The organism is Antarctobacter sp. (assembly GCF_965277915.1).
In the GTDB taxonomy this organism is placed as follows: domain Bacteria; phylum Pseudomonadota; class Alphaproteobacteria; order Rhodobacterales; family Rhodobacteraceae; genus Antarctobacter.
Genome location: NZ_OZ255849.1, coordinates 879,578 through 905,235 on the forward strand (window position 1 = coordinate 879,578; position 25,658 = coordinate 905,235).

Sequence of the window (25,658 nt, forward strand, 5' to 3'; positions counted from 1 at the left end):
GACGAAGGGCCGCTCAGAAAAGCGTGATCTCGTCCGTCTTGGGCCGGGGGATGGGGGCCGGTCGCTCTGCCGGCAACGATACGGCATCCGCAGAGACCAGAAGCTGGCGCACTCGTCCGGTTGTGGGCCAGAACCGGATCCGCCGGGCCGATGTCCCGCCGACGCTCTCGGCGATGCAGGCGATGCCTTCATCCTTGAGGAAGCCGCGCGCGAAAGCCGCGTTCGACGCGCCGATGTCGCGCAGGTTTCCCATCATGCTGGCGCCGCCAAAGATCTTGGCCTGCAACCGGGTGCGTTCGGCCCCGCGACGCAACAGCCCGTTGATCAGCAACTCCATCGCGTAGGCGCCATAGCGGACACTCGTGCCTTCGCCACCGTCGCGCTTGGGCAAGAGGAAATGATTGAGGCCCCCGATCTGGCACTGCGGATCGAACATGCACACCGCGATACAGGAGCCCAGCACGGTCGTCAGGATGACCTCGGGGCTGTCCGAAATCTCGAACTCGCCCTGGATGACATTTACCAGCTTCTCGGATTGGGGTGTCATTTCTGCATTTCCCTGCCTGGGCCGACGCTTGTGCCGCGGCGGGCCAGCAAGGCTTCGGCGATCTTGTTCAGGGGCAGGACCCGTTCGGCACCGCCCAGATCGACGGCAGCCCGCGGCATGCCGTAGACCACGCAGCTGGCCTCGTCCTGTGCGAGCGTGCGGGCGCCAGCGTGCCGAAGGGCCTTCATCCCTTCTGCGCCGTCGCGGCCCATGCCGGTCAGCAATGCGGCGGAGACCCGTGGCGCCACGGGCACAGCCGACAGAAAAAGTCGGTCGACCGAGGGGATATGACCAGCGACCGGGCCGTCGGCGATGGTCGTGACCCGTGTTGCGGTCCGCCCGTCCAGAACCAGATGCGCCTGTATGCCGGCGCCGATCAGGATCTGCCCCCGTCTCAGGGGCATGGTCTCATTCGCCAGTATGACAGTCGGCAGGCACTGGCGATCCAGTAGCCCGGCCAGGCTCTCGCCAAAGCCGGATCCGGTGTGCTGCACGATCAATGTGGGTGGGCAACCTTCGGGAAAGCGGGTCAGCACAGTCAGCAGCGCATCGACCCCCCCAGTGCTGGCGCCGATCAGGACGATCGGATCGCCCCCCGCTGCCGGCGTCGGTTCTGTCGTATGTGTCCCAAGAGGTTGCGCCACACGGGAAACGCCGGGCATTTGATTATGCACCGTGGCGGTCTTGATCGCCGGCCTGTTCGCGTTGCCTGTCGCGCCCTGATCCCGCGAGGTGTCGGTCGGACGGGGCGGATGGGGGTTGGCCGCCGGGCGGGGGTTAAGGCCGGTCCGCGTCAGGGCGCAAAGCTGCTGTTCATAGACCTCGCCGGGTGCATCCGCCGGGATCGAAAACAGGTCGGATCGTGGGTCGCAACCTGCCGTGATCGGGGCCGCTTGGCGCGTCCTGCGGTTCGGCACGGTCACCACCAGCCAGCGGATATCCAGTGTCGAGAACAGCGCCCGCATCACCTCGAACTCTGCGAGGCCGGCCAGGACGTCCGCGATAAGAACAGCCTTGGGCAACTGTTCCTCGACGACATTATAGGTGTTCATGAGGTCGCCGGTTTGGGCGATGACCTCGAACTCGCTCATGCGATCCACCAGAAGGCCCAGCCGTTTACGCTGTGCGGCGTCCGGCGTGGCGATGACGACACTCTTGACCGACATGGCTAGGCCCCGCCCGTATGGGACCAATGTCGCCGGGGATCATGCACCCGGTTCATCAGAACAGTTCCGCGCGGCCGCCGATTGCAGCGGAATTGGCCTGACCACCCAGCCGGCAGGCCATGTCGCGCAGCGGAACGGCGGTCAGTGCCTCGCCGACGTTGACCATGCCATTGGCATCGGTCGCGGCCGAGATCTGATCGAGGTAGTCGGCAAGCGCACCGATCGACTGCCTCAGCATGTCCAGTTCCTGCAGCATGCCGATCGACTTGGAATCGAAGGCCTGCGTGGACTGGCCGATCACCGCGTCCAGCCCGTGTTCGATCCGTTCGAGGCGGGCGTGCAGGCCCTCCAACTCGTCCGAGGCGCGCCGGGTGGCCAGTTTCAGGGGCAGCACGGTGTCCTTTCCCCCGGTCATAGGCGGCCGACCACGCTTTCGATGCATTGTTTCATCGAGGCCGAGGTGAAGGGTTTCTTGATCATGTTGTTGAGGCCAAGCCGCTTGGCTTCGGCCACGATCTCGGGCGTCGGGCGGCCGGTGACCAGGATAAATCCCATCTTCTTCAGTGTCTGGTGGCCGCGCACGGCTTTGAGCAGCCCAAGACCGTCCAGTCCGGGCATGTTGTAATCCGACAGAACCAGGTGCACCGGGCCTGCAGCCATGCGTTCGAGCGCCGCACGCCCGTCGTTTTCCGTGACATAGTTCTTGACCCCGATGTCATCGAGGGCCTGGGTGATCAGGCCGCGGCTTGTCGCCATGTCGTCGACGACCATGACCCTGAGAGAATCCTTCATTCCCATCTTGCTCTCCTATTGCAGCGCGGGAGGCACGCCGGCGCGTGCCTTGCGGTAACTGGTGATCCCGAAGGCGGTGAGGGTCTGCAGGGCCGGGCCTGTCACCCGTTCGGAATGTCCGATGAACAAGAGCCCATCGGGGTTCAGCATGGTGCTGAAGCGTTGCCAGAGGCGCCTTTGCGTTTCCTGATCGAAATAGATCGCGACATTGCGACAGAAGATCGCGTCGAAGGGGCCGCGGAAGGGCCAGTCCACCATGAGGTTCAACTCGTTGAAGGTGATCAGATCCTTCAATGCGCGCGTAACGCCGTATGTCTTGCCGGTCGCATCGGTTGCCTTGGTCCATTTGCCGCGCATCGGCGCGGGAATGCCGGCGACATCCTCGGCCGAGTAGACCCCGTCGCGGGCCTTGCGCACGATCTTTGGGTCGATGTCGGTTGCGAGGATGCGCAGATCCGCGCGCGCGGCTTCCGGAACGGTGTCCAGAACCGTCATCGCGATGGAATAGGGTTCTTGGCCAGAGGAACAGCCCGCCGACCAGATCCGCACCCGTTTCCCGGCGGTCACGCGCTGTGCCAATCCCTCTGCCAGGGCGTCGAAGTGGTGTTTCTCGCGGAAGAAACTGGTGACATTGGTGGTCAGGGCCGAGATCAGTTCCAGGCGCTCTGCCGCTTCCTCGCTGCGTTCGAGTAACGTCAGGTAGTCGGTGAAGTTCCCGACTTGCCGGGACTTGAGGCGTCGCGACAACCGTGAATAGACCAGCGGCTTCTTGCTCTCCGCAAGGCTGAGGCCAAACCGTTCTTGGGCAAGCCGCGCGATGGCGCGGAAATCCGCATCGCTGAAGGGGATGTCACGCGTGAAGGCGCCCGGCGGAGAGCTTGTCATGCAGGCAATCCCTTGCCGCTTTCGACAACCGCGCCGAGGTTGACCACGCGCACCATCGTTTCGTCGACCGAGATCATGCCCTGGATGCTGTTGCGAGTTGCCTCGGACTTGATGTCGGGGGTTTCCTGGATCTCGCTCTTGTCGACCGACAGGATCTCGGACACCGACTCGACCAACAGGCCAATGGTTGCGCCGTCCACGGCGGCCACGATCACGACATTGCGCTCGTTCGCCGGCGTGGCGCCAAGGCCGAAACGGGCCGAGAGGTCGAAGATCGGGATCACCGCGCCGCGCAGGTTCATCACGCCCAGCACATCACCGGGAGTGTGGGGCAGGGCGGTCACCGGGGTCCAGCGGCGGATCTCGCGGATCTGCGTGATCTCGAGACAGTAATTTTGGCCACCTGCCGAGAAGGTGATGAATTCGAACTGCGTATCCGCATGCGCTTCCGCGGTCTCAGCCATGACGAAGCTCCATTCTGCTGTGCTGTGCAAAGGGATCGTTGCCCGAGGCATGGGCCAGATTGATCAGCTCTTCGGGATCGAGGATGAGGGCGATCTTGCCATCGCCCAGGATGGTTGCCGCGGAAACGCCTTGGATGGCGGCATAGTTGCTTTCCAGGCTCTTGATCACCACTTGCCGCTGGTCATGGATCGCGGTGACCCTGAGTGCGGTCAGGCCCTGCAGTTCCGTGCTGACCAGCAGGAGGATGCCGGTGCCCCCGGCGTCGTCGTGGCGTGTGAGGCCAAGGTTGTCGGCCACGTCCACGATCGGCACATACGAGCCGCGGACGCTGACCACCTCGCTGTCGGTGCCGACCACATGGATGTCGCGCGGGTTGGGGCGTATGGTCTCGAGGATCGAGGAGATCGGAATGACCATCGTCTGGTCGGCCACCGAAATCACGAAACCATCCATCACGGCCAGGGTCAGCGGCAGGACGATGGCGAAGGTCGTGCCCTTGCCCGGGGTCGATGTGATCGACACCCGTCCGCCAAGCGCATGCACCGCGTTCTTGACCACGTCCATGCCGACACCTCGGCCCGACAGGGCCGAGACCTCGCCCGCCGTTGAAAAGCCGGGCAGGAACAGAAGGTTGTCGATTTCCGGGTCCGAGAGTTCCACGTCCGGAGGAACGAGGCCCTTTTCGATCGCCTTGGCCAGGATCCGTTCGCGGTCAAGGCCGGCGCCATCGTCCGATATCTCGATGAAGACGCTGCCCGACCGGTGCGAGGCCGACAGGCGGATCGTACCCACGGGATCCTTGCCGGCGGCGACCCGGCCGTCGGGTTTTTCCAATCCGTGGTCGACGGCATTGCGCACCATGTGCGTCAGCGGATCCGCCAGGCGTTCGATCACGGTCTTGTCGACCTCGGTCGAGTCGCCAACGGTCACCATCTTCGCTTTCTTGCCGGTGGCGTCCGAGGCTTCGCGCACGATGCGTGACATGCGCTGGAACAGCGGTTTGACCGGTTGCGCGCGGATGGCCATCACGCCTTCCTGAATGTCGCGGGCCAAAAGCTTGTAGGCTTCGAGTTCGTTGGTCAGATGCGCGACTGTAGGCAGGTCCAGTTCCTCGATCCTCTGAGAGATCATCGCCTGGTTGATGATCAACTCGCCCACCGTGTTGATCAACCGGTCGACCCGGTCGAGGTCGACCCTGAGGGTGGGTTTGGGGCCGCGCGGTTCCTTGCGTCGCTCACGCGGCGGACCGTCGTAGGGAGTGTCCTCGCATGGCGGTTCCGCCGCTTCGATTTCAGCCATGGCCTCTACGGTGCCGGTCGATGGCTCCGGATCCAAAGGGGCGGGTACAGGCACCTCCTTACCCCCGGCAGTGACGGAAATATCCAGATCGCACAGGCCTTCGACGAATTCGAACACCTCGTGCAGCGTGGTTTCCGGTTCACTGCTGGTCAGACGCATGTGCCACGACAAGAAGGCGTCCGCGGGATCGAAGGCATCGAACTCGGGGATGCGGCTGATGTCGGCCTCGACCGTCAGGTCCCCCAGGTCGGCAAGCGCGTCGAGGATCAGCAGGGGTTCATGGCCGTTCTCGTAGAGCGCACGGCTTGGCGCAAAGCGGATATCGAAGACCCGAAAGGCGGCGCTGTCGTCCTCGGAGGGCAATTCGATCGCGGGGCCGTCGAAATCCAGCGTGATCGCGTCAAAGCTGAACTCTTCGGCTGCTGCTTCGTCGCCCAGGTAGCTATCGAGTTCGCCAATCAGGCCGGTCTCGGCTTCGTCGTCCAGATGGGTTTCGTCACGCGCGGAGTCGACGAGGTCGGAAAGGTGGTCGCCCGCACGGTGAAACAGGCTCATCAGTTTTTCGTCGACCACTAGTTCGCGGTCGCGGACCTTGTCCATCACCGTTTCAAAGGAGTGGGCGAAGGACACCAGTCGGTCGAGGGCAAAGGCCCCGGCGCCGCCCTTGATTGAATGTACCGATCGGAAGACGGCGTTCACCACCTCCATGTCGTCGGGGGCCTGTTCCATCTGGGACAGACCCTCGACGAGCGCCTCCAGCAGTTCCTCGCATTCCTCGAAGAACGTATCTCTGATCGAATTTCCGGACATCTCAGCTCACATGCCCCGTCAGGCGTCGCAGGACGGACACCAGAGAGGCGTCGTCGAAGGGTTTCACGATCCAGCCGGTCGCCCCGGCGTTGCGGGCGCGCGCCTTCAGTTCGTCCGAGCTTTCGGTGGTCAGCACAAGGATCGGAACATTCGTCCGGTTGGGGCCGCCGCGCAGGGTGTCGATCACGCCGAACCCGTCCAACTTGGGCATGTTGATATCCGTGATGACCACGTCCGGATCCACGTCGGGGAAGACATCGACCCCCTCCTGGCCATCACAGGCAGAGTGAAACTCGAACCCCGCGCCCTCGAGGGAGACGCGCAGGAGGTTTCGGATCGTTCGCGAGTCGTCGATTGCCAGGACTTTGGTGGTCATTGCAGCGGTTCCTTGTCGAAATGGTCTGGGGAGAGACCGAGCCTTTCGAGTCCCTCGCGAAAGCTTGGCGCCATGTCGGTGATGTCGAAGGGAATACCGTCCGTTTCCCATTGTTTCCGAGCCACCAGCAGCAATTGCAGCCGGTGAGAGTCGAGCCGGTTGACCTCGCGCGCCGAAATCGTGACCGGCATGCGCCGCGCGTTCAGCAGAAAGGCGACAAGCGGATCTTCGCCAGAGCGGGCCCGGGCCGGGCCGAGGGCGTGGAAACTGATGTCTGACATCGCGGGTATGCATCCTTCGTGGCACGGGTTTGAGCCTTGAAACGGCACATCTGACTTCCGGCAGGAATAAGGATGCCACCTTAACAAAGGGTTCTGATCTCCAGCTGGCGCAGCATGGCCGTTGGGTCGCTGCGATCGTGCTTCGCCGAGCTGGAAAATCGATTTAACGGTCTGAAATGGATGAAAAAAACGGCTGATATCGCCGTTCGTCTGCAGGCACTCCCCGTACCCTGAAAACTGACAATTGAAGCCATCCCTTCCTGGTTCGGCGTCGCCTCAGTCTATTGATTGGCCAGTGGTCTCAACCCCAGAGTGTCAAGACTCGCCTGCGAGAGGGCCGGCTGACCTAACCCGCTGAGGTCTTTCGTCTTGCTGCATTGCAGCGCATCTGCAAAAAGGCCCCTGATGTGTGCCGCCCACCACACCGGTCATTCTTGGCAGGCCGAACCACACCTGCGTTTGATGAAACGCGCATTCTGGTGGGGACGGATAGAGCGAGCGGGCTCTGCTGAGCGACAGCAAGGCCTATTGCGCGCCCCTCTAAGGCGGCCCTTGTTGCGACGCTATCCACGTTGGGCAGGCGCGGGAGGGGCCGAGGCTGGGGCCTGTCGGTTCGGATCGAGATCAGGACGCCTGTGCCTGGCACACGGCGGATTTCTTATGACGGGTGGTTCGATCCGTCGGCACCCTGATCCCCTGAACGCCGGTCCAGTTCCTCGAACAGGCGCTGTTTCGCGGCACGATAGCGCGCACCCAGGCTTGCCGCCTTGTCCTTTGGCAATTGTGCCAGCCGGTCAGGATCGGAATTGTCGCTCAGGTCGGCCAGTTTGACCCGGATGGCCGAAACCGTTCCCGCGCGTGCCAAGTGGTCGATCCGCTGGGCATAGGTCAGTTCGGGGTCAGGAGATTTGGTCACGGCCTGCACCGTTGCGATCACCTCGGGCGCATAACCTCGTGCGGCAAGTTCCGCTGCGGTGACCTCCGTGTCCTCCAGCAGATCATGCAGCCAGGCGGCATGACGCTCTACGGCACTAGCATCCGGGAACAGGCGCACCAGGTGGCGCGACACCCGGACCAGATGCCCGACGTAGGGTTGACCGGCCTTGTCCCGCTGTGCCGCGTGCCAGTGCCCGGCCCATGCAGCGCTTTCTTCCAGCGAGGGGTGCAGGGGGCTATCCGTTGGGCAGCCGCCCGTTCGCGACATGGACATCCGGGTTCCTCCAGTGGCGGAAGTCGCTGCAGCTTGCACGCGGCCTTTCAAAGGCACAAGTCCGCGCCCCCCTGCGGCAGACATGAGCCTGGCGCCCTCGCGGCGCCAGGCTCGGGTCAGGGATCAGGCCGCCTTTGCGCTGTCCGGAGCGAACCGTCCGTAAAAGCTCTGTGTCTTCTCGGCCATCTCGCGCAGCAGGGCAGGGCAGGTGAACCGGGGTCCATGCGCCTCTGTCAGTTGGTCACAGCGTTCCGCCGCGTAGGGCGCGCCGATCATGTCCAGCCAGCTCAACGGACCGCCGGACCATGGGGCAAAGCCCCAGCCCAGGATCGCGCCCACGTCGCCCTCGCGGATGTCCATCAGCACGCCTTCCTCCAGCGCGCGCACGGCCTCCAGCGATTGGACGAAGAGCAGGCGGTGCTGCACCTCGATCAGGTCGGGCTGATCCTCGGCTTGCGGATAGCGCGCCTTGACCGCTTGGGACAGGCCCGTGCGCTTGCCCTGTTCATCGTAGTCGTAGAACCCGGCCTTGGCCTTGCGGCCCAGCCGGCCTTCGCCTTCCATCCAGAAGATGACCTCGTCCACCTCGCCGTCCGGGTAGGCATCGCCCATGCCCGCCTTGGTCGCCCGTGCGATCTTGGCGCCCAGGTCGATCGAGGTCTCATCGACCAATTGCAGCGGCCCCAACGGCATCCCCACCATCTTGGCCGCATTCTCGATCAGGGCGGGGGAGACCCCTTCCTTGACCATGCGGATGCCCTCGTTGATGTAGGGAATGATGCAGCGGTTGGCGTAGAAGAACCGCGCATCGTTCACGACGATGGGCGTCTTGCGGATCTGGCGCACGAAATCCAGCGCCTTGGCCACGGCGCGATCGCCGGTTGCCTTGCCCTTGATGATCTCGACCAGCATCATTTTCTCGACGGGCGAGAAGAAGTGAATGCCGATGAACTGCTCGGGCGACTTCGACGCCTTGGCCAGTTCCGAAATCGGCAGGGTCGAGGTGTTGGTGGCAAAGATGCAGTCGTCGCCCGTCACCGCATCCACGGCCTTGGTCACCTCCGCCTTGATCTTCGGGTCCTCGAACACCGCCTCGACGATCAGGTCACATCCCTTGAGCGCGTCGTAATCGGTGGTCGCGGTGATGCGGGCCACCATCTCGTCGGCCTTCTCCTGGGTGATCTTCTTGCGGCTGACCCCCTTGGCGGCATAGTCGGCGCTATAGGCCTTGCCCTTGTCGGCGGCCTCCTGCTGCTGGTCCAGCAGGACCACCTCGATGCCCGCCTGCGCACTGACCAGCGCGATGCCCGCGCCCATCATGCCCGCGCCCAGCACGCCCAGTTTCTTCACCTTCTGATCCGGCACATCGGCGGGCCGCACCGCGCCTTTCTCCAGCGCCTCCTTGTTGATGAAGAGCGAGCGGATCATCGCCCCGGAGGAGGGATTCATCAGCACGTTGGTGAACCAGCGCGCCTCGATCTTGAGCGCGGTATCAAAGGGCACCAGCGCGCCTTCGTAGACCGCCGAGAGCAGCGCCTTGGCGGCGGGGTACACGCCCTTGGTCTTGCCGTTCACCATCGCGCTGGCGCCCACGAAGGTCATGAAGCCCGCCGGATGGTAGGGTGCGCCGCCGGGCATCTTGTAACCCTTGGCATCCCAGGGCTTCACGATGTCCTTGTCGCCTGCTTGCAGCACCCATTCCTTCGCCGCCGCCAGCGGGTCCTCGACCACCTCGTCGATGACACCGGCCGCCTTGGCCTTTTTCGGGTCGTTCAGCTTGCCTTCCAGAAGCAGCGGAGAGGCCGCCATCGCGCCCATCTTGCGCACCAGCCGCGTGGTGCCGCCCGCGCCGGGAAAGATGCCGACCATGATCTCGGGCAGGCCGATCTTGGCCTTGGGATTGTCGGCGCAAAAGATCCGGTGCGTCGACAGCGGGATTTCCAGCCCGATCCCCAGCGCGGTGCCGGGCAGGGCGGTGGCGATGGGCTTGCCGCCTTTCAGGGTCTTGGGATCCATGCCCGCGCGCTCGATCTTGCGCATGATACGGTGGGCATTCATGATCCCGTCAAAGAGACCCTTGGCGGGATCGTCGCCCGCCATCTCCTTCATCTTGGCGATCACCTTGAGGTCCATGCCCCCAGCAAAGCTGTCCTTGCCCGAGGTGATGACGACGCCCTTGACCGCATTGTCCGCCAGAGCCTGGTCAACCAGGGTGTCCAACTCGTCCCAGGCCTCCAGCGTCATCACGTTCATCGACTTGCCGGGAACGTCCCAGGTGATGACGGACACGCCATCGGCGCCGGTTTCCATCGTGAAATCAGTCATGTTCACTCTCCAGTGTCTTTCAGGGGGCGCCCGCTCCAGTCGTGGTGGCCACGGGCGTTGAGGATTGCCGACATGCGCCAACCTTCGGGGTCGGGATGCAGGAGCGCCGTCGACGTGTAGGGTTCGACCATGCGGGTGCCGTTGTGCAGCAGCTGCGTGCGGTAGGTCGCAAGCACGGTACCGTCCTCGCAGTGCTCGACCCCCACGGGTTCTCGGTGCACAAGATTCAGGCCCATCACCTTGACCACGTTAAGGTAGAGGCGAAAATTGCGGGCGACGTCATCGTCGGTCTCCAGTGTGACCTGGCCTGAGCCCGTGACCATGCTGAACGGTAGGCGGATGCGCGCCCGCCAGCGCGCGATCTCGCCGGTCAGAAATGGGGCAGAGATATCGGCGATGAACTCGGCGAAGTCGCTGTCGGTGAAAACGGCAGAACTCATGGATCTGTCACCTCCCCGCCGTCCCGGCGCAGGAAACGCATGTCGCCATCCGTGACCTCGACTTTCAGGTCGTGATCCGGGTACCAGCCGGTCTCTTGTCTTGTCCGGGTGCCCACGACCACAAAGGCGCCCTCGACCTCCGAACGGTTGACGATGTGATGCCCATTCGGATCGCCTGCCGGAAAGGCACAGCAATCGCCGGGCGCCAGTGGCGTCTCTCCATGATCGTCCACAAGCGTCAGCGCGCCCTCGGTGACGACCAGGAATTCGTCCTGGCGCTCGTGCCAGTGCCGCAAGGAGGACATCGCCCCCGGGGCCAGCCGCACCAGGTTTGCGCCGAACTGCGTCAATCCGGCGGCATCGCCCAGCCTTTGCTGGCTGCGGCCCGCCATCGCCGCATCGTGCGGGGGCGGGTAAGATGAGCCTGACCTGACCGGCACTGCGTTTAGGTCGATTTTCGGCATCAGCTCTCTCCCTTGTCGGAGTGGGCCTCGCGGCGACGAAGATGCTCCATCAACTGCGGACCGACCAACGTCAGGTCGCTGTTCCGCATCTGGCAGTTCAGGTCGAGCGCCTTCCAGTCGTCTCCCTGCAATTCGATCTGCTGCTCGCAGGGGTAGGGCTCCATCAGGTAAGAGCCGCCGCGCAGCAGGTAGGTCCTGTGGTGTCCCCGGATGCGCTGGCCTGTCGGGTCGGTGAACTCTGCCTCGATGCAGATGCGGTGGTATTCCGTCGCGCCCAGCCGCCGCAGGCAGTCACGTTGTTCGCGCAGCATGACCATCAGGTCGTCCAACTGCTCGATACGCTGCGAACTGTCCTGCGTGTGCACCGCGCAGGGCACTGCGATATGACAGGCGATCCTGTCGAGATCCCCGGCAAAGAGCATCCGGCTGACCGCGTCCAGGTTCGCCTGGTAGATTTCCGCAGCACTGCGCAATGTCATACCCGTTCTCCCGGGCCGAAACCCTCCGCGTGCGCCGGTCCGTCGGGCAGGGTCAGGTGGCCAATCGGATGCATGACCGAGGTCATGCGCCAGTTGAGGTCCTCTCCCATCTCGATGCTCATGGAACTTTTGTACGCGGGGATAACCAGTTGTTCCGCGCTCAGGATATGAGTCCGATAGGTGCCGTGGATACGTTTTTCCCCGATGATCTCGGCCGACTGGACGCGGCGCACGATGTCGCTGACCGATTGCACACGCAGCCGGGTGACCGAGCGCTTGAAATCCTCCCGCAGCTGCTGGACGTCCGAGATCAGCATGGCCCCCTCGCTGGCCTGCAGGAAGAGCGGCAGCTGAACCGCCGCCGTCAGCAGGTCGAACCTGTCTTCGAGGTAGGCCCGAGTGACCCGGTCCAGGTGGTTCTGAAAGATCGCTTCGGCTGCGCCGCCGGCGCCCTGTGGGCGATAGGGCGTGCCGTCACTCAGCAGGGCCTGCCCGTGGGCGCTTTCGGCGGAAATGGTGTATTGCGTTCCGCCGATCAGCCACCGCTCGCCAGCGCGCACGAGGCGCGACATGGTCAGGATCGGGGTGTTCAGCAGCTTTCCCGACTTGGACAGCATATGGGTAATATGGCAGCTGCGGATCTCGTTCGGGCCGTCAAAAAGCGCCACCTCGATCCAGCGGTCCAGGCGGTCCAGCCCGATTTCGGCGTAGTGTGCCCGGATCTGTTCGAAGGTCCGGCGCAGGTCCTCCTCTGTGTTCAGGGTGCGTGTGCCGCCGATCGTTGCAATGGACTGGGGCAGCTGGAAATTCCTGCGGAACAGCTCGAAGTCGCCGGTGGCCAACGCATCGCCCGTGGCCGCCAGAAGGCTGGCGGCCACTTCTTGCGCGGTTTCCGGCGACAGGCTCATGGGTGGGCCTCAGACCCGCTCGATGATCGTGGCGGCGCCCATGCCGGACGCGATGCACAGCGTGGCCAGCCCGGTGCCCTTGCCGCTGCGCTCAAGCTCGTCCAGCAGTGTGCCGAGGATGATCGCCCCGGTGGCCCCCAGCGGGTGCCCCATCGCGATCGAGCCGCCGTTGACGTTGACCTTGCTGTCGTCGACGTCGAAGGCCTGCATGAAACGCAACACCACCGAGGCAAAGGCCTCGTTGACCTCGAAGAGGTCGATGTCGGAAATCGACATGCCGCTGTCCTTCAGGATCTTCTCGGTCGCGGGCACCGGGCCGGTCAGCATGATGGTGGGATCGGTGCCGATCTTGGCCGTGGCGCGGATGCGCGCGCGCGGTTTCAGCCCGTATTTCTCACCGAACTCCTTGTTGCCGATCAGCATCGCGGCAGAGCCGTCGACGATGCCCGAACTGTTGCCCGCGTGGTGGACGTGCTCGATCCGCTCGAGGTGCGGGTATTTCATCAGGGCGACCTTGTCGAAACCCGGCATGGACTCGCCCATGTCCTTGAACGAGGGCTTCAGCGCGCCCAGCGTCTGCATGTCGGTACCGGGGCGCATGTATTCGTCGTGATCGAGGATCGGCAGGCCGTTCATGTCGCGCACGGTGACGATGGATTTCTCGAACCGCTTGTCCTCCCAGGCGGCGGCCGCCCGGCGCTGGCTTTCGACCGCCAGCGCATCCGCATCGTCGCGGGAAAACCCGTATTCGGTGGCGATGATGTCGGCGCTGATCCCCTGCGGAACGAAATAGCTCTCCATCGCAAGGCTGGGATCGACGGCGATTGCCGCGCCGTCGCTGCCCATGGCCACGCGGCCCATCATCTCGACGCCGCCGGCGATATAGCCCATGCCCGCACCGCCACGGACCTGGTTGGCGGCCAGGTTCACGGCCTCCAGCCCGGAGGCGCAGAACCGGTTGATCGCGAGGCCGGGGATGGTCTCGTCGAGGTCCGAGGCCAGCACCGCCGACCGTGCCAGGCAGCCGCCCTGTTCGCCGACCTGGGTGACATTGCCCCAGATCACGTCCTCGACCGCGTGGCCGTCAAGCCCGTTGCGGTCCTTGACGGCGTTCAGAACCTGCGCCGACAGGCGCAGCGAGGTCACTTCGTGCAGCGCGCCATCCTTGCGGCCCTTGCCGCGCGGAGTGCGGACGGCGTCGTAGATAAATGCGTCGGTCATGGTCAGTCCTTCTTCGTCTGGCCCGGTGTCTTTCAGCTTCGGTCAGCGGGGGAGCCGGGCATAAGGTCATAGGGGGCCTTCCAGCCGGGAAGGCCCTGGATGTTCGTCAACCAGCGGTCGATGGCTGGCCAGTCACTGCGGTCAAACCCGAAGGGTTCCGGGTAGAACAGGTAGCCGCAACAGGTCAGATCGGCGTTGGTGGGCGCGTCGCCAACAATCCAGTCCCGCCCCTGGAGGTGGCCATCGAGGATCTGGTAGGCGGACTTCAGGCGCCCCTGATTGAAGGCGATCACCTCGGCGGGCCGCTTGTCCTCTGGCAGGAAGTTCATCAGGAAGCGGGTCATGCCAGCCATCGAGCTGAGCTTGTGGTTGTCCCAGAGCACCCAGCGCAGCACCTCGCGGCTTTCCTCTGGCGTGGCGCCGCCGAAATGCCCGTAGGTCTCGCTCAGGTACTGCTGGATCACGCCGGACTGGCTGAGGCAGATATCACCGTCCACCAGCACCGGGCACTCGCCCATTTCGTTCACCTCGGCGCGATAGGTTGCGCTCCGGGTTTCACCGTTGAAGAAATCGACCTGCACCGCCTGCCAGTCCAGCCCGGCGAGCTGCAGGGCAAGCGCCGCCTTGTAGGAATGCCCCGACTCGCCAAAGCAATAGAGTTTCATCGTCATGCGTCGCGCCTCCCGTTGCGCTTGTTGATCCCGTCGGGCCGCGGGGGTTTCACACCCCCGCACCCCCGTGGAGGTATTTTCAGAGAGAAGAAGCCCAAAGGGCGCTTCTGGCGGTAACCTTGCATTAAGTCTAACGCGCCATGCTCACCCTCGCGGTACAGGCTGGAGAGCCGATGACCGCGAGAGGAGAAGCCCCGTGCCTAGCCAAAGGCGCGGGCAAGGCGGGAAGGTCGACTGCTGCCCGGACGTGCGGGTCCGATGTGCGACCTTCCTGTTTCTTCTCTCTGAAAATACTCCAATCTCCCATATCCACTCGCGACCCGGTCAGAGCGATCGGGCAATCAGCTCCTTCATGATCTCGTTGGTGCCGCCATAGATGCGTTGTACCCTTGCGTCGGTCCACATTTCGGCCACGGCGTATTCCTGCATGAAACCATAGCCGCCGTGCAGTTGCAGGCAGTCATCCAGGACCTCGCCCTGCGTGTCGCTCAGCCAGTATTTCGCCATCGCCGCCTTTTCGACGGTCAGCTTGCCTTCGAGATGCTCCGCGATGCAGGCATCGAGGAAGGTGCGGGCCACTGTCGTTCTGGTCTGGCATTCGGCCAGCTTGAAGCGGGTGTTCTGGAACTGCATCAGCGGACCGCCGAAGGCCTCACGCTCTTTGCAATAGGCGATTGTCCGTTCGACAGCGCCTTCCATCGCGCCCACTGCGCCGCAGCCGATGATCAGCCGTTCCTGCGGCAACTGTTGCATCATCTGGTAGAAGCCGCGCCCCTCTTCGCCGCCCAGCAGGTTTTCCGGCGCGATCTCGACGTTGTCGAAGAAGAGCTCGGAAGTGTCCGCCGCGTGGCAGCCGATCTTTTCCAGGTTGCGCCCCCGCGAGAACCCCTTGGCGCCTTCGGTCTCGACCACCACCAGGGACACGCCTTTGGCGCCCTCGGCCGGGTCGGTCTTGGCGGCCACGACGATCAGGTTCGCGTGCTGGCCATTGGTGATGAAGGTCTTTTGCCCCGTCAGCCGATAGGCGTTGCCCTCGCGGAGGGCCCGCGTGCGGATGCCCTGCACGTCCGACCCGCCCGAGGGTTCGGTCATCGCCAGGGCGCCGACGATCTCACCCGAGACCATCTTGGGCAGCCAGCGCTGTTTCTGGTCCTCGGTGCCATAGGCCAGGATGTAATGCGCCACGATGCCCGAATGGATGCCGTGCCCCCAGGAGGCGAGGTTGGCGCGGGCAGCCTCCATCAGGATCACCGCCTCATGGCCGAAATCGCCGCCGGCGCCGCCGTATTCCTCGGGGATCGAGGGGCACAGCAGGCCCAGGTTCCCGGCCTGTTGCCAGGTCTCCGGGTCCATCTGGCCCTGCTGGCGCCACTTGTCGTAGAGCGGCGTCCATTCGGTTTCGATGAACTTCGCGATCATCTCGGACAGCATCGCGTGCTCGTCTGTCATCCAGTCGCGCGGCATCGGACCTCCTATTTCTTGCGCTCGTCGAGATCGGCGTTGAACAGCCGCAGCCGGTGGGCCAGCGCCTCGCTGTCGGTCACGCTCTCGAAGTGTTCGAATAGGAAGGACAGGGCCTCGCCTTCGTCCAGCCCGGCTTCGTGGGCAAAGGATTTCAGCTTGCGATAGCCGTCCTCGGTCATGGCGACCGGAAAGCGGCGGGTCAGGCGAAAGCGTTTGGGCATGGGTCCTCCGAAGTCAGGGGCGCCGGGCGGGACGTCCGCCGCTGGCGCAGGGCGGGGAGATCCCCGCCGCCACACCTTTGACTCAGAAGGCCTCTGCCTCAAGCGCCATGACCGGCTCTGCCCCGGATTCGATGCGTTTCAGGTGCGTCGCCGTCATCGGCAGTTGCCGTGCCATGTAATAGCGCCCGGTTGCGATCTTGGTGCTCAGGAACTCGGCATCGCCATCACCTGTCGCCAGCTTGCCGCGTGCGGTCCAGGCCATGCGGGCCCACATCAGGCCAAGGCAGACATGGCCGAAGAGATGCATGAAGTCATAGGACCCGGACAGGGCGTTGTTCGGGTTCTTCATGCCGTGCTGCATGAAATACATCCCCGCCGCCTGCAGGTCCTTGGAGGCCGCCTTGAGCGGGTCGAGGAACTGCGCGTCGAAATCATCGTCCTGGCCCTTGTGCTCGGCGATGAAGCCCTTGACCATCTCGAAGAAGGCCATGACGTGTTTACCGCCATCCTGACCCAGCTTGCGGCCCACGAGGTCCAGCGACTGGATGCCGTTGGTGCCTTCGTAGATCATGGTGATGCGGGCGTCGCGCACGAACTGTTCCAGCCCCCACTCGCGGGTGAAACCCGACCCGCCCAGCGTCTGCTGCGCCAGCACCGTGGTCTCGAACCCCTTGTCGGTCAGGAAGCCCTTGATCACCGGGGTCAGCAGGGAAATCAGCCCTTCGGCCTGCGCATCCTCGTTGCGGTGCGCGCGGTCGATCATCGACGCGCCCCACATGACGAAGGCACGCGCGCCTTCGGTAAAGGCCTTCTGGTCCATAAGGTTGCGGCGCACGTCCGGGTGCACGATGATCGGATCGGCCGGGCCGTCGGGGTTCTTGACGCCGGTCACGTCGCGGCCCTGAACGCGGTCCTTCGCAAAGGCAAGCGCGTTCTGGTAGGCGACCGCGCCCTGCGCATAGCCCTGCAGGCCGACGCCCAGCCGGGCCTCGTTCATCATGGTGAACATGGCGCGCATGCCCTTGTGGGGCTCGCCCACGAGAAAGCCCTTGGCGCCGTCGTAGTTCATCACGCAGGTGGCGTTGCCGTGGATGCCCATCTTGGATTCCAGCCCGCCGCAGGACACCGCGTTGCGATCCCCAAGGCTGCCGTCCTCGTTCACCATGAACTTGGGCACGATGAAGAGGCTGATGCCCTTCACCCCATCCGGGGCATCCGGCAGTTTCGCCAAGACCAGGTGGATGATGTTGTCCACCATGTCGTGTTCACCGGCACTGATCCAGATCTTCTGGCCGGTGATGGCATAGCTGCCGTCATCGTTGGGCACCGCCTTGGTGCGGATGAGCCCGAGGTCCGTGCCGCAATGCGGCTCGGTCAGGTTCATCGTGCCGCCCCATTCGCAGCTGACCATCTTGGGCAGGTACATCGCCTTCTGCTCGTCCGAGCCATGCGCATGGATGGCGTTGTAGGCGCCATGCGTCAGGCCCTGGTACATGTTGAAGGCCATGTTGGCCGAGGAGAACATCTCACCCACTGCGGTGGCCACGACGTAAGGAAGGCCCTGGCCGCCATAGTCGGGGTCACAATCCAGCGCCGTCCAGCCGCCCTCGCGCATCTGGTCGAAGGCGTCCTTGAACCCCTTGGGCGTGCGCACAACGCCGTTTTCCAGGGTGCAGCCCTCTTCGTCACCGACCGGGTTCAGCGGCGCCAGCACGTTTTCAGCCAGCTTTGCTGCCTCGCCAAGGATCGCGTCCAGCGTCTCGCGGTCGAGGTCGGCGTAGCCGGGAACGTCCTGTGTGCTGAGTTGCAGCACGTCGTCCAGGAGGAACACCTGGTCCTTGGTCGGCGCCGTGTAGATGGGCATGTCTCTCTCTCCCTGAAAGTCCTGCCCGCGGCCGCGCTTATTCGGCCGCGCGCTTGTTCTCCATCGAGGCCAGCATCCGCTCACCCCATTTCATCTGGTCCTGCAACTCTCCGATTGCCGCGTTCAGCTCGTCTCGCTGCCGGATCAGCTCCGCCAGGCGCTCCTGGGCCACGTCGTAGGCCGCCGCCAGCTGCGTGCGCTGCTGGTCGCCCACATCGTAGAGATCCAGCAGCTGCCGGATTTCCTCGAGGCTGAAGCCGAAACGCTTGCCGCGCAGGATCAGTTTCAGCCGGGCCCGGTCACGCCGGGTGAACAGCCGTTTCTGACCTTCGCGGATCGGGAAGAGCAGCTCCTTCTGCTCGTAAAAGCGCAGCGTCCTCGGGGTCACTTCGAAGGCGTCGCACATTTCCCGGATCGTCATTAGTTGCTCGTCTGCCATGTCTCGCATCCTCGGTTCTCCGTCCGTCACAGTTCCGTAGCGACAACCGAGGTGCGTCTTTCCGGACTTTCATACAATGGGAAAACCGGGTGACGTAACTCATACGCTGCGTCACTTTATGCTTGACGTAAGATAAGGCAAGGTCAACCTGCCATCAGCGCAATTTTCTACCAAGTGGTAAAAATTCCCGGGGTAAGGAATTCCGGACCCGCTTGATTCAGGGGAGGGCTGGTCAGGCTGATTGACCCAGCGAGTCGGCTGTCTGGTCGCGCAGCGCCTGGAGTTCGGCCATCGCCTCATCCAGCTGCCGGCGTTCCTCGGCCAACTGTTTCAGTTGCCGGTCCGCCATCTCCAGCCAGGCCTGCATCTGGGCCTCTGTGCCTTCTTCCTCGTAGATCATCAGCCATTGGCGGATTTCCTCGAGCTGGAAACCAAAGCGTCGGCCGCGCAGGATCAGCGTCATGCGGGCGATCTCGCGCGCGCCATAGTGGCGCGTCCGGCCCTCTCGCAGGGGCGAGATCAGCTCGATATACTCGTAGTACCGCAGGGTCCGCGGCGTCACGTCGAACTTCGCGCACATTTCCTTGAACGTCAGACGCGTGTCGTCCATCGTTTGTCTCCCCATCCGCCTGCGGCGGAATCTAAGCCCAGCCTGCCGGGGTGACAAGCCGCCTCGCCCCGCCCGGCGGAACGCCCCGCTTGCAGCGCCGCGATCCCGCGCCCATAAAGACCCCAAGGAGATCGCGCATGAGTGCAGACAAGGTCGACATCGCCCGCCAGTTCATCGATTCCATCCCGCACTGCAAGGCGCTGGGCATGGAGATCGCAGAACTTGGAGAAGGCATCGCCGTCATCCGGATGCCCTATGACGCCCGGTTCGTCGGCGACCCCGAAACCGGCGTGATTCATGGCGGCGCCGTTTCGGCCCTGATGGACACTTGCGGCGGGGCGGCGGTAATGAGCCATCCGAAATCGCCCGCGGGCACCGCCACCATTGACCTGCGCATCGACTACATGCGCCCCGCGACACCGGGTCAGGCCATTACCGCGCGGGCGGTCTGCCATCACATCACGCGCTCGGTCGCTTTTGTTCGCGCCACCGCCACGGACGACGACACCGACCGCCCGGTGGCCACCGCCACCGGCACCTTCACCGTGGAGAGCAAATGATGCAGCGTTCCGCGCCCGAACCCGTTCAGGTCATCAAGCAACGTCGTGACGCGGCGCTGTCGGCGCTGGTCTCCGGCGTGCCCTACATGCAGTACCTCGGCGTGCGTTTCGACCGGCGCGGGGACGAACTGACGGCCCTGCTGCCCTACGACGACAAGCTGATCGGCAACCCGATGCTGCCCGCGATTCATGGAGGCGTGACAGCCGCCTTCCTGGAAATCACCGCGATGGTCACCCTGAACTGGGCCTATCTCTGGCAGGACATCGAATCCGGCGCGCTGGATCCCGACGACATGACCCGGGGCACGCTGCCGCGCCTGCCCAAGACCATCGACTTTACCGTCGATTACCTGCGGTCGGGCCTGCCACGCGACGCCTATGGCCGCGCCCGTGTCACCCGGTCCGGGCGCCGTTATGCCAGCGTCCAGGCCGAGGCCTGGCAGGACAATCGCGACCGTCCCATTGCCCAGGCCAATGCGCATTTCCTGATGCCGCGCAAGGAAGGGTAAGCGGGCAGAGTACACAGGGTGACCCCACGTAAGCTCGTGGCCCACCCTTGCCGTTTCGGCGGGGCGCCCATATCCCGGGGTCATTCCCTGTCCCCGATTTCCGGCAAGCCATGACCGCGTCCCAGCCCATCACCCATGCCCGTGTCCTGACGATTGCCGTGCCGATCGTCATCTCCAACATGACCGTGCCGCTGCAGGGCATCGCGGACACCGCCATCATCGGCCAGATCCCGGATGCAACGCCGATCGCCGCCGTGGCCGTTGGGGCGGCCTTGATCACCGCCGTGCTGTGGATCTTCGGTTTTCTGCGCATGGGCACGGCGGGCATGACCGCACAGGCGCAGGGCGCGGGCAACAGGGCCGAGGTCGCGGCCCTGCTGACCCGCGCGCTGATGATCGGCGGGGCAGGGGGGCTGTTGCTGATCCCGCTGCTGGGGCCGATTGCCGGCTTCGGGTTCGGCCTGTCGCCCGCCAGCGACGAGGTCAAGTCGCTGGCCCACGGCTACATGGACATCCGCATCCTGTCGGCCCCGGCGGCGGTGGCAATTTACGGTATCAACGGCTGGCTGGGCGCACAGGAAAAGACGCGCGCCATGCTCGTGCTGCAACTCTGGCTGGTTGCGGTGAACATCTGCCTGAACCTGCTGTTCGTCGTCGGGATGGACATGGGGGTCAAGGGCGTGGCGCTGGCCACTGTCATCGCGGACTGGACCGGGCTGGTCCTGGGCCTCTGGCTGTGCCGGTCCGCATTCGACAACCCGGCATGGCGTGACTGGCCGCGGGTCTTCGACCGCGCGCGCCTGCGTCACATGGCCGCCGTGAACACGGATATCCTGATCCGCTCGCTTCTGCTGCAGGCGATCATGTTGTCCTTCATCTTCTACTACAGCGCCGGCTTTGGCGTGGTGACGCTGGCCGCCAGCCAGGTCCTGCTGCATTTCATCGAGGTCATGGCCTATGCGCTGGATGGGTTCGCCTTTGCCGCCGAGGCGCTGGTGGGGCAGGCCTTCGGCGCCCGTGCCGTGGCCATGCTGCGGCGGGCGGTCTGGCTGACCGCGCTCTGGGGCTTTCTGTCGAATCTGGTATTCGCGCTGGGTTTTGCCCTGCTCGGAGGCACGATCATCGACGCGATGACCAAGGACCCCGAGGTGCAGCAAACGGCGCGGATCTACCTGCCGTGGATCGTGGCGACCCCGGTGCTGGGGCTGCCATCCTGGATGCTGGACGGGATCTTCATCGGCGCCACGCGCACGCGCGACATGCGCAACATGATGGCGATCTCGGTGGTGGTCTACTTTGCCGCCGTGTCCGTCCTGATCCCCGTCTGGGGCGCGCATGGGCTCTGGGCGGCGCTGATGATCGCCTACGTCACCCGCGCAGCGACCCTGGCGCTGCGCTACCCGGCGCTGGAACGGGCCGCCGTTGTTGCCTGATTCCTGTAAGTCACGAAAAAGTAGCTAGACGACCGGTCTAATTGTTCCTATCTGGCGCTCATGACAGAGACGCCGGATACCCGAAAGACCATTCTTGACGCTGGCGAGGCGCTCTTGCTGACGCACGGGTTCGCCGGGCTTGGCCTGTCCGCCCTTCTCAAGGCGGCAGGCGTGCCCAAGGGGTCCTTCTATCACTGGTTCGACTCCAAGGAGGATTTCGGTCGCGCCGCAATCGAGGCCTATACGGACGCCTATATCGCGCGTCTCGACACCTTGATCGACGGGCCGGGAATGGCCGCGGACAAACTGGACCGTTTCATGGACGCCTGGCTGTCGCAGGCGGCGGGGCCGGGGCTGGTCGAACGCTGTCTCGTGGTCAAGTTGGGGGCCGAGGTCTCGGATCTGTCCGAACCGATGCGCGCCACGATGCAGGGCGGAATCGAGCAATTCATCGGCCGGCTGGCCGACCTTCTGAGGCAAGGGGCCGAGGATGGCAGCCTGCGTTCGGTTCCGGACCGCCTGTCAGAAGCCCGACGCATCTATGCTTCGCTTCTGGGTGCGGCGATCCTCGCGCGGATTTCGCGCGAAGACACCGCCCTGCGCGATGCAACGAAAGACGCCCGCGCACGTTTGCGGGCCTGAACACTCCGAAGAAGGAAAACCTGATGAAAGCCGTGATTCACGAAACATTCGGCGAGCCTGCCGAAGTTCTCAAGACCGCCGACGTCGATGCGCCAAAGCCGGGTGCCGGTCAGGTGCTGGTGAAGACGATCCTGTCGACGATCCACAACCACGACCTCTGGACCGTGCATGGCTCCTACGGCGTGAAACCGGAATTGCCCGCCATCGGCGGTACAGAGGCCGTCGGCGTCGTCGAGGCGCTGGGCGAGGGCGTCCCGCAGGAACTGTTGGGCAAGCGCGTGACCTCGGCCGGCGCAATGGGCACATGGGCCGAGTATTTCGCGGCCCCTGCCGCCGGTGTCGTGCCACTGCCTGACGCGATTTCCGACGAGGCCGGTGCCCAGCTGGTCGCAATGCCCTTTTCGGCCATTTCGCTGCTTGAGTTCCTGCATGTCTCCGAAGGCGACTGGATCGTCCAGACCGCGGCCAACGGCGCGGTGGGCAAGATCTTGGCCAAGCTCGCCGAAGCCCGCGGCGTCAAGGTGCTCAACCTCGTCCGTCGCGACGCCGCGAAGGCAGAGCTGACCGAACTGGGTATCGACAACGTGCTGGTGACCGAGGGCGAGGACTGGATCGAAGAGGCAAAGGCGCTGCTGGGGCCCGAGGGGGCGCGCGCTGCGGTCGACTCGGTCGGTGGCGACATGGGCGCCAACCTCGTTGAATTGCTGGGGGTCGAGGGCTTGCTCGTGACTTTCGGAACCGCGACCGGCGCGCCGCTGCAACTGGACACCGGGCCGATCATCTTCAAGCACATCACGCTGAAGGGCTTCTGGGGCAAGAAGGTTATCGAAGAGATGTCTGGCGAGGACCGCAAGCGCCTGATGACCGAACTGGTCACCCTGGCGGCCCAGGGCAAGTTGCCGATGACGGTCGACCAGGTCTTTTCGCTTGACCAGGGGGCCGAGGCCGCGACCGCCGCGCGCGCCACGGGCCGCAAGGGCAAGGTCATGTTCCGCGGCTGATCGGGACAATTCGTCCTCCTGCGCCCCTGGACAGCTTCCAGGGGCGTTTTTCGTTCTGTTTGCCTCTGGTCACCGGCGCCCCAAATGCCCTATTCAGACAGCCAGACAGAGGAGAGGTGTTATGGACGATCTCGTGAACAGCTTCATGACCGGACCCGATGAAAAGGGCCGTTTCGGTATCCATGGCGGGCGCTTCGTCTCCGAGACGCTGATGCCGCTGATCCTCGACCTCGAGGCCGAGTACGAAAAGGCCAAGACGGACCAGAGCTTCTGGGACGAGATGGACTTCCTGTGGAAGCATTACGTCGGCCGCCCCTCGCCGCTGTATTTCGCCGAACGGCTGACCGAACGCCTGGGCGGGGCCAAGGTCTACATGAAGCGCGACGAGCTGAACCACACCGGCGCGCACAAGATCAACAACGTGCTGGGCCAGATCATCCTTGCCCGCCGCATGGGAAAGACCCGCATCATCGCCGAGACCGGCGCCGGTCAGCACGGTGTCGCCACCGCGACCGTCTGCGCGAAGTTCGGCTTGAAATGCGTCGTCTACATGGGCGCGCATGACGTCGAACGCCAGCAGCCCAACGTTTTCCGGATGAAGCTGCTGGGCGCCGAGGTCGTGCCTGTCACCTCCGGTCGCGGCACGCTCAAGGATGCGATGAACGACGCGCTGCGCGACTGGGTGACCAACGTGCGCGACACCTTCTACTGCATCGGCACCGTGGCGGGCCCGCACCCCTATCCGGCGATGGTCCGCGACTTCCAGTCGATCATCGGCAAGGAAGCCAAGGCACAGATGCACGAGGCAGAGGGCCGCAACCCCGATACGATCATCGCCGCCATCGGCGGTGGCTCGAACGCGATGGGCCTGTTCTTTCCCTTCCTCGACGACAAGGAAGTCAACATCATCGGCGTCGAGGCGGGCGGTAAGGGTGTGAACGACAAGATGGAGCATTGCGCCTCGCTGACCGGCGGACGTCCGGGCGTGCTGCATGGCAATCGCACCTACCTGCTGCAGGACGACGATGGCCAGATCCTCGAAGGCTTCTCGATCTCCGCCGGGCTGGACTATCCCGGCATCGGTCCGGAGCACAGCTGGCTGCATGACGTGGGCCGCGCGCAATACGTCTCGATCACCGACAAGGAGGCCCTCGAAGCCTTCAAGCTCTGCTGCGAAACCGAGGGCATCATCCCCGCGCTGGAGCCCTGCCACGCGCTGGCCCATGTCGCCAAGATCGCGCCTGACCTGCCCAAGGATCACATCATCTGCATGAACATGTGCGGACGGGGCGACAAGGACATCTTCACCGTCGCCAAGCACCTGGGCGTCGACATGTCAGGCACCGAGGGCCGCAGCGCAGGCTGATCCGGCCCTTTCGGGGGTGATCTGAGCGCATCCTTTTGAATCAATGGTTTGACGCCCATAAACTTCGGTTTATGGGCGTCTGCATGTGGTTTAGGGCGCCGCTGATAAACCCCTGTTGAGTTCCAACCCCGATGCGCAGCGGGCAGAGTGACCGAGGTTGCCGAATTGATCGGTAAAACTCGTCGGCCACCTGCCGGCGCCGGATGTCCCACACCGGTCCCCGACCGCACCCGTCCGGTTCCCCGTACCGGGCCAAGTCACGCTCACGGAACGCGGTCATCGGTGCAAGGCCTCGGCAGGTGGCCGACATATTTTCCACTGTCTTCCCGCAGGGGATGACCCGCAGGTGAATGAGTGTCATGTTAAAGACCCGGATCACACGAACGCAGACCGTCATGGCCATGACCCCGACGACCACTTTGATGATGACAATGACCACGTTGGTCACCCCCTCGACCAAGCTCAAGCTCATGACCAAGCACCACCGCCCGCGCCAGCCCGATGACATGTCGACGACGCGCAAGACAAGCACGGGCGCTTGGTTCGTGGCCGTGTGAGCGCGCCATGCGGTTTGCCCTCATTTGTCTCGGGTTGATTGCCGGTCTGCTCTGCACGTCTCCGGCGGCGGCGCAGTCCTACCGCGACCGCGTGATCCAGAGCCTGACGGACCAGGGCTTTTCCAGTTTCCGGGTTCGCCGCACGTGGTTGGGTTACGACCAGATCATCGCGCTGGGGCCCGAGGGTCGGCGCGAGGTGGTGCTGAACCCCTCGACCGGGGCGATCCTGCGCGACTATCTCTACACGACGGACAAGCGACGCGCGGGCAGTGCGCCGTTGGCGCATGGCGATACGCCGCCTGTCGGGACCACGCCGCCGGAGGCGGCGGATGCGGGCACCACGGCTCCGCCCGATGCGGACCCCGGGACCGCGCCACCGAACGAAGGAGCGCCGGGGCAGAAGGACAAGGACGGCCCTCCGGGACAAAATGACAAGGACGGCCGTCCGGGACAGAAGGACAAGGACGGCCGGCCCGGGCAGCGGGACAAGGGCGATCCCCCCGGTCGGTCCGATGACAAGCCCGGGGCCGAGCCGCCGGGGCGCGACCGGGCTTCCGGTCTCAAATAGGCGGTTTCCCGCCGCTCCTCGGGCTTGCCTGTTCGGTCGCGGCAGGTGCATTCTTGCGCCCAGGACATGTAACCATCCCAAACCC

At 64.3% G+C, this 25,658-nt stretch carries 30 protein-coding genes; 8 read left to right on the forward strand and 22 right to left on the reverse strand.

Features of this window, described 5'->3' with window-relative positions; all coding sequences use genetic code 11:
- Positions 1-13: 13 nt before the first annotated feature.
- The 22 genes from ACQY5B_RS05155 to ACQY5B_RS05260 all read right to left on the reverse strand — a co-directional run bounded on the left by ACQY5B_RS05155 (position 14) and on the right by ACQY5B_RS05260 (position 18,937).
- A complete protein-coding gene (locus tag ACQY5B_RS05155) occupies positions 14-547 on the reverse strand; it encodes a chemotaxis protein CheD (protein ID WP_420326087.1) in 534 nt (177 codons plus the stop codon).
- Positions 544-1,713, reverse strand: coding sequence for a CheB methylesterase domain-containing protein (locus ACQY5B_RS05160; protein WP_420326086.1), 1,170 nt, complete (start codon positions 1,711-1,713; stop codon positions 544-546). Before ACQY5B_RS05160 ends, ACQY5B_RS05155 begins: the two co-directional genes overlap by 4 nt.
- Positions 1,714-1,768: 55 nt before the next feature.
- Positions 1,769-2,128, reverse strand: a complete 360-nt coding sequence (locus tag ACQY5B_RS05165; protein ID WP_420326085.1) for a DUF8776 family protein — start codon at positions 2,126-2,128, stop codon at positions 1,769-1,771.
- A complete protein-coding gene (locus tag ACQY5B_RS05170; RefSeq protein WP_305971073.1) occupies positions 2,125-2,511 on the reverse strand; it encodes a response regulator in 387 nt (128 codons plus the stop codon). The genes ACQY5B_RS05165 and ACQY5B_RS05170 overlap by 4 nt, the downstream gene beginning before the upstream one ends.
- Before the next feature lie 9 nt (positions 2,512-2,520).
- Complete coding sequence (locus ACQY5B_RS05175; RefSeq protein ID WP_420326084.1) at positions 2,521-3,390, reverse strand: CheR family methyltransferase; 870 nt, start codon at positions 3,388-3,390, stop codon at positions 2,521-2,523.
- Positions 3,387-3,854, reverse strand: coding sequence for a chemotaxis protein CheW (locus tag ACQY5B_RS05180; RefSeq protein ID WP_420326083.1), 468 nt, complete (start codon positions 3,852-3,854; stop codon positions 3,387-3,389). Before ACQY5B_RS05180 ends, ACQY5B_RS05175 begins: the two co-directional genes overlap by 4 nt.
- On the reverse strand, positions 3,847-5,964 hold the full coding sequence (locus tag ACQY5B_RS05185; protein ID WP_420326082.1) for a chemotaxis protein CheA: 2,118 nt from the start codon (positions 5,962-5,964) through the stop codon (positions 3,847-3,849). The genes ACQY5B_RS05180 and ACQY5B_RS05185 overlap by 8 nt, the downstream gene beginning before the upstream one ends.
- A gap of 1 nt (position 5,965) precedes the next feature.
- Positions 5,966-6,340: a response regulator gene (locus tag ACQY5B_RS05190; protein WP_305971077.1), complete on the reverse strand. Its 375-nt coding sequence runs from the start codon at positions 6,338-6,340 to the stop codon at positions 5,966-5,968.
- Positions 6,337-6,621: an STAS domain-containing protein gene (locus ACQY5B_RS05195; protein WP_043146084.1), complete on the reverse strand. Its 285-nt coding sequence runs from the start codon at positions 6,619-6,621 to the stop codon at positions 6,337-6,339. The genes ACQY5B_RS05190 and ACQY5B_RS05195 overlap by 4 nt, the downstream gene beginning before the upstream one ends.
- Positions 6,622-7,279: 658 nt before the next feature.
- On the reverse strand, positions 7,280-7,831 hold the full coding sequence (locus tag ACQY5B_RS05200; protein ID WP_420326081.1) for an HD domain-containing protein: 552 nt from the start codon (positions 7,829-7,831) through the stop codon (positions 7,280-7,282).
- Between the two features lie 123 nt (positions 7,832-7,954).
- Positions 7,955-10,156, reverse strand: coding sequence for a 3-hydroxyacyl-CoA dehydrogenase NAD-binding domain-containing protein (locus ACQY5B_RS05205; protein ID WP_420326079.1), 2,202 nt, complete (start codon positions 10,154-10,156; stop codon positions 7,955-7,957).
- A gap of 2 nt (positions 10,157-10,158) precedes the next feature.
- Positions 10,159-10,596: a hypothetical protein gene (locus ACQY5B_RS05210; RefSeq protein ID WP_305971081.1), complete on the reverse strand. Its 438-nt coding sequence runs from the start codon at positions 10,594-10,596 to the stop codon at positions 10,159-10,161.
- A complete protein-coding gene (locus ACQY5B_RS05215; protein WP_420326078.1) occupies positions 10,593-11,060 on the reverse strand; it encodes a cupin domain-containing protein in 468 nt (155 codons plus the stop codon). Before ACQY5B_RS05215 ends, ACQY5B_RS05210 begins: the two co-directional genes overlap by 4 nt.
- Entirely contained in the window at positions 11,060-11,539 is a 480-nt protein-coding gene (locus ACQY5B_RS05220; protein ID WP_305971083.1) for a hypothetical protein, read from the reverse strand. Before ACQY5B_RS05220 ends, ACQY5B_RS05215 begins: the two co-directional genes overlap by 1 nt.
- Positions 11,536-12,447 carry a hypothetical protein gene (locus ACQY5B_RS05225; RefSeq protein ID WP_420326076.1) on the reverse strand — a complete coding sequence of 304 codons (912 nt, stop codon included), beginning with the start codon at positions 12,445-12,447 and terminating at the stop codon, positions 11,536-11,538. Before ACQY5B_RS05225 ends, ACQY5B_RS05220 begins: the two co-directional genes overlap by 4 nt.
- 9 nt (positions 12,448-12,456) lie before the next feature.
- A complete protein-coding gene (locus tag ACQY5B_RS05230; RefSeq protein WP_420326075.1) occupies positions 12,457-13,668 on the reverse strand; it encodes an acetyl-CoA C-acetyltransferase in 1,212 nt (403 codons plus the stop codon).
- Between the two features lie 32 nt (positions 13,669-13,700).
- Positions 13,701-14,339, reverse strand: a complete 639-nt coding sequence (locus ACQY5B_RS05235) for a glutathione S-transferase family protein (RefSeq protein ID WP_420326074.1) — start codon at positions 14,337-14,339, stop codon at positions 13,701-13,703.
- A 324-nt stretch (positions 14,340-14,663) separates the two neighbouring features.
- Entirely contained in the window at positions 14,664-15,803 is a 1,140-nt protein-coding gene (locus ACQY5B_RS05240; RefSeq protein ID WP_420326073.1) for an acyl-CoA dehydrogenase family protein, read from the reverse strand.
- 8 nt (positions 15,804-15,811) lie between these two features.
- Positions 15,812-16,024 carry a hypothetical protein gene (locus ACQY5B_RS05245; RefSeq protein WP_069209703.1) on the reverse strand — a complete coding sequence of 71 codons (213 nt, stop codon included), beginning with the start codon at positions 16,022-16,024 and terminating at the stop codon, positions 15,812-15,814.
- 82 nt (positions 16,025-16,106) lie between these two features.
- A complete protein-coding gene (locus tag ACQY5B_RS05250; protein WP_420326072.1) occupies positions 16,107-17,888 on the reverse strand; it encodes an acyl-CoA dehydrogenase C-terminal domain-containing protein in 1,782 nt (593 codons plus the stop codon).
- Between the two features lie 37 nt (positions 17,889-17,925).
- Positions 17,926-18,327, reverse strand: a complete 402-nt coding sequence (locus tag ACQY5B_RS05255) for a MerR family transcriptional regulator (RefSeq protein ID WP_305972131.1) — start codon at positions 18,325-18,327, stop codon at positions 17,926-17,928.
- A gap of 232 nt (positions 18,328-18,559) precedes the next feature.
- Complete coding sequence (locus ACQY5B_RS05260; RefSeq protein ID WP_305972132.1) at positions 18,560-18,937, reverse strand: MerR family transcriptional regulator; 378 nt, start codon at positions 18,935-18,937, stop codon at positions 18,560-18,562.
- Positions 18,938-19,074: 137 nt separating this feature from the next.
- Here ACQY5B_RS05260 and ACQY5B_RS05265 point away from each other — a divergent pair, with 137 nt between their 5' ends.
- From ACQY5B_RS05265 to ACQY5B_RS05300, 8 genes are all read left to right on the forward strand, one after another.
- Positions 19,075-19,497, forward strand: coding sequence for a PaaI family thioesterase (locus ACQY5B_RS05265; RefSeq protein WP_420326071.1), 423 nt, complete (start codon positions 19,075-19,077; stop codon positions 19,495-19,497).
- Positions 19,497-20,006 carry a PaaI family thioesterase gene (locus tag ACQY5B_RS05270; RefSeq protein ID WP_420328704.1) on the forward strand — a complete coding sequence of 170 codons (510 nt, stop codon included), beginning with the start codon at positions 19,497-19,499 and terminating at the stop codon, positions 20,004-20,006. The genes ACQY5B_RS05265 and ACQY5B_RS05270 overlap by 1 nt, the downstream gene beginning before the upstream one ends.
- Before the next feature lie 110 nt (positions 20,007-20,116).
- Entirely contained in the window at positions 20,117-21,439 is a 1,323-nt protein-coding gene (locus tag ACQY5B_RS05275; protein WP_420326070.1) for an MATE family efflux transporter, read from the forward strand.
- A gap of 60 nt (positions 21,440-21,499) precedes the next feature.
- Positions 21,500-22,081: a TetR/AcrR family transcriptional regulator gene (locus ACQY5B_RS05280; RefSeq protein ID WP_420326069.1), complete on the forward strand. Its 582-nt coding sequence runs from the start codon at positions 21,500-21,502 to the stop codon at positions 22,079-22,081.
- A 23-nt stretch (positions 22,082-22,104) separates the two neighbouring features.
- Positions 22,105-23,082: a zinc-binding dehydrogenase gene (locus ACQY5B_RS05285; RefSeq protein WP_420326068.1), complete on the forward strand. Its 978-nt coding sequence runs from the start codon at positions 22,105-22,107 to the stop codon at positions 23,080-23,082.
- Between the two features lie 121 nt (positions 23,083-23,203).
- The gene (gene trpB / locus ACQY5B_RS05290) at positions 23,204-24,448 is read left to right on the forward strand and encodes a tryptophan synthase subunit beta (protein ID WP_420326067.1); all 1,245 of its coding nucleotides are present in this window, start codon (positions 23,204-23,206) and stop codon (positions 24,446-24,448) included.
- A 350-nt stretch (positions 24,449-24,798) separates the two neighbouring features.
- Positions 24,799-25,005, forward strand: a complete 207-nt coding sequence (locus ACQY5B_RS05295; RefSeq protein WP_305972138.1) for a hypothetical protein — start codon at positions 24,799-24,801, stop codon at positions 25,003-25,005.
- Positions 25,006-25,012: 7 nt separating this feature from the next.
- Positions 25,013-25,573: a hypothetical protein gene (locus ACQY5B_RS05300; protein ID WP_305972139.1), complete on the forward strand. Its 561-nt coding sequence runs from the start codon at positions 25,013-25,015 to the stop codon at positions 25,571-25,573.
- Positions 25,574-25,658: the final 85 nt, after the last annotated feature.

Coding starts and splice junctions, on each gene's coding strand:
- ACQY5B_RS05155 (WP_420326087.1), bottom strand. CDS start 547: ATGACACCCCAATCCGAGAAGCTGGTAAATGTCATCCAGGGCGAGTTC.
- ACQY5B_RS05160 (WP_420326086.1), bottom strand. CDS start 1,713: ATGTCGGTCAAGAGTGTCGTCATCGCCACGCCGGACGCCGCACAGCGT.
- ACQY5B_RS05165 (WP_420326085.1), bottom strand. CDS start 2,128: ATGACCGGGGGAAAGGACACCGTGCTGCCCCTGAAACTGGCCACCCGG.
- ACQY5B_RS05170 (WP_305971073.1), bottom strand. CDS start 2,511: ATGGGAATGAAGGATTCTCTCAGGGTCATGGTCGTCGACGACATGGCG.
- ACQY5B_RS05175 (WP_420326084.1), bottom strand. CDS start 3,390: ATGACAAGCTCTCCGCCGGGCGCCTTCACGCGTGACATCCCCTTCAGC.
- ACQY5B_RS05180 (WP_420326083.1), bottom strand. CDS start 3,854: ATGGCTGAGACCGCGGAAGCGCATGCGGATACGCAGTTCGAATTCATC.
- ACQY5B_RS05185 (WP_420326082.1), bottom strand. CDS start 5,964: ATGTCCGGAAATTCGATCAGAGATACGTTCTTCGAGGAATGCGAGGAA.
- ACQY5B_RS05190 (WP_305971077.1), bottom strand. CDS start 6,340: ATGACCACCAAAGTCCTGGCAATCGACGACTCGCGAACGATCCGAAAC.
- ACQY5B_RS05195 (WP_043146084.1), bottom strand. CDS start 6,621: ATGTCAGACATCAGTTTCCACGCCCTCGGCCCGGCCCGGGCCCGCTCT.
- ACQY5B_RS05200 (WP_420326081.1), bottom strand. CDS start 7,831: ATGTCCATGTCGCGAACGGGCGGCTGCCCAACGGATAGCCCCCTGCAC.
- ACQY5B_RS05205 (WP_420326079.1), bottom strand. CDS start 10,156: ATGACTGATTTCACGATGGAAACCGGCGCCGATGGCGTGTCCGTCATC.
- ACQY5B_RS05210 (WP_305971081.1), bottom strand. CDS start 10,596: ATGAGTTCTGCCGTTTTCACCGACAGCGACTTCGCCGAGTTCATCGCC.
- ACQY5B_RS05215 (WP_420326078.1), bottom strand. CDS start 11,060: ATGCCGAAAATCGACCTAAACGCAGTGCCGGTCAGGTCAGGCTCATCT.
- ACQY5B_RS05220 (WP_305971083.1), bottom strand. CDS start 11,539: ATGACATTGCGCAGTGCTGCGGAAATCTACCAGGCGAACCTGGACGCG.
- ACQY5B_RS05225 (WP_420326076.1), bottom strand. CDS start 12,447: ATGAGCCTGTCGCCGGAAACCGCGCAAGAAGTGGCCGCCAGCCTTCTG.
- ACQY5B_RS05230 (WP_420326075.1), bottom strand. CDS start 13,668: ATGACCGACGCATTTATCTACGACGCCGTCCGCACTCCGCGCGGCAAG.
- ACQY5B_RS05235 (WP_420326074.1), bottom strand. CDS start 14,339: ATGACGATGAAACTCTATTGCTTTGGCGAGTCGGGGCATTCCTACAAG.
- ACQY5B_RS05240 (WP_420326073.1), bottom strand. CDS start 15,803: ATGCCGCGCGACTGGATGACAGACGAGCACGCGATGCTGTCCGAGATG.
- ACQY5B_RS05245 (WP_069209703.1), bottom strand. CDS start 16,024: ATGCCCAAACGCTTTCGCCTGACCCGCCGCTTTCCGGTCGCCATGACC.
- ACQY5B_RS05250 (WP_420326072.1), bottom strand. CDS start 17,888: ATGCCCATCTACACGGCGCCGACCAAGGACCAGGTGTTCCTCCTGGAC.
- ACQY5B_RS05255 (WP_305972131.1), bottom strand. CDS start 18,327: ATGGCAGACGAGCAACTAATGACGATCCGGGAAATGTGCGACGCCTTC.
- ACQY5B_RS05260 (WP_305972132.1), bottom strand. CDS start 18,937: ATGGACGACACGCGTCTGACGTTCAAGGAAATGTGCGCGAAGTTCGAC.
- ACQY5B_RS05265 (WP_420326071.1), top strand. CDS start 19,075: ATGAGTGCAGACAAGGTCGACATCGCCCGCCAGTTCATCGATTCCATC.
- ACQY5B_RS05270 (WP_420328704.1), top strand. CDS start 19,497: ATGCAGCGTTCCGCGCCCGAACCCGTTCAGGTCATCAAGCAACGTCGT.
- ACQY5B_RS05275 (WP_420326070.1), top strand. CDS start 20,117: ATGACCGCGTCCCAGCCCATCACCCATGCCCGTGTCCTGACGATTGCC.
- ACQY5B_RS05280 (WP_420326069.1), top strand. CDS start 21,500: ATGACAGAGACGCCGGATACCCGAAAGACCATTCTTGACGCTGGCGAG.
- ACQY5B_RS05285 (WP_420326068.1), top strand. CDS start 22,105: ATGAAAGCCGTGATTCACGAAACATTCGGCGAGCCTGCCGAAGTTCTC.
- trpB (WP_420326067.1), top strand. CDS start 23,204: ATGGACGATCTCGTGAACAGCTTCATGACCGGACCCGATGAAAAGGGC.
- ACQY5B_RS05295 (WP_305972138.1), top strand. CDS start 24,799: ATGAGTGTCATGTTAAAGACCCGGATCACACGAACGCAGACCGTCATG.
- ACQY5B_RS05300 (WP_305972139.1), top strand. CDS start 25,013: ATGCGGTTTGCCCTCATTTGTCTCGGGTTGATTGCCGGTCTGCTCTGC.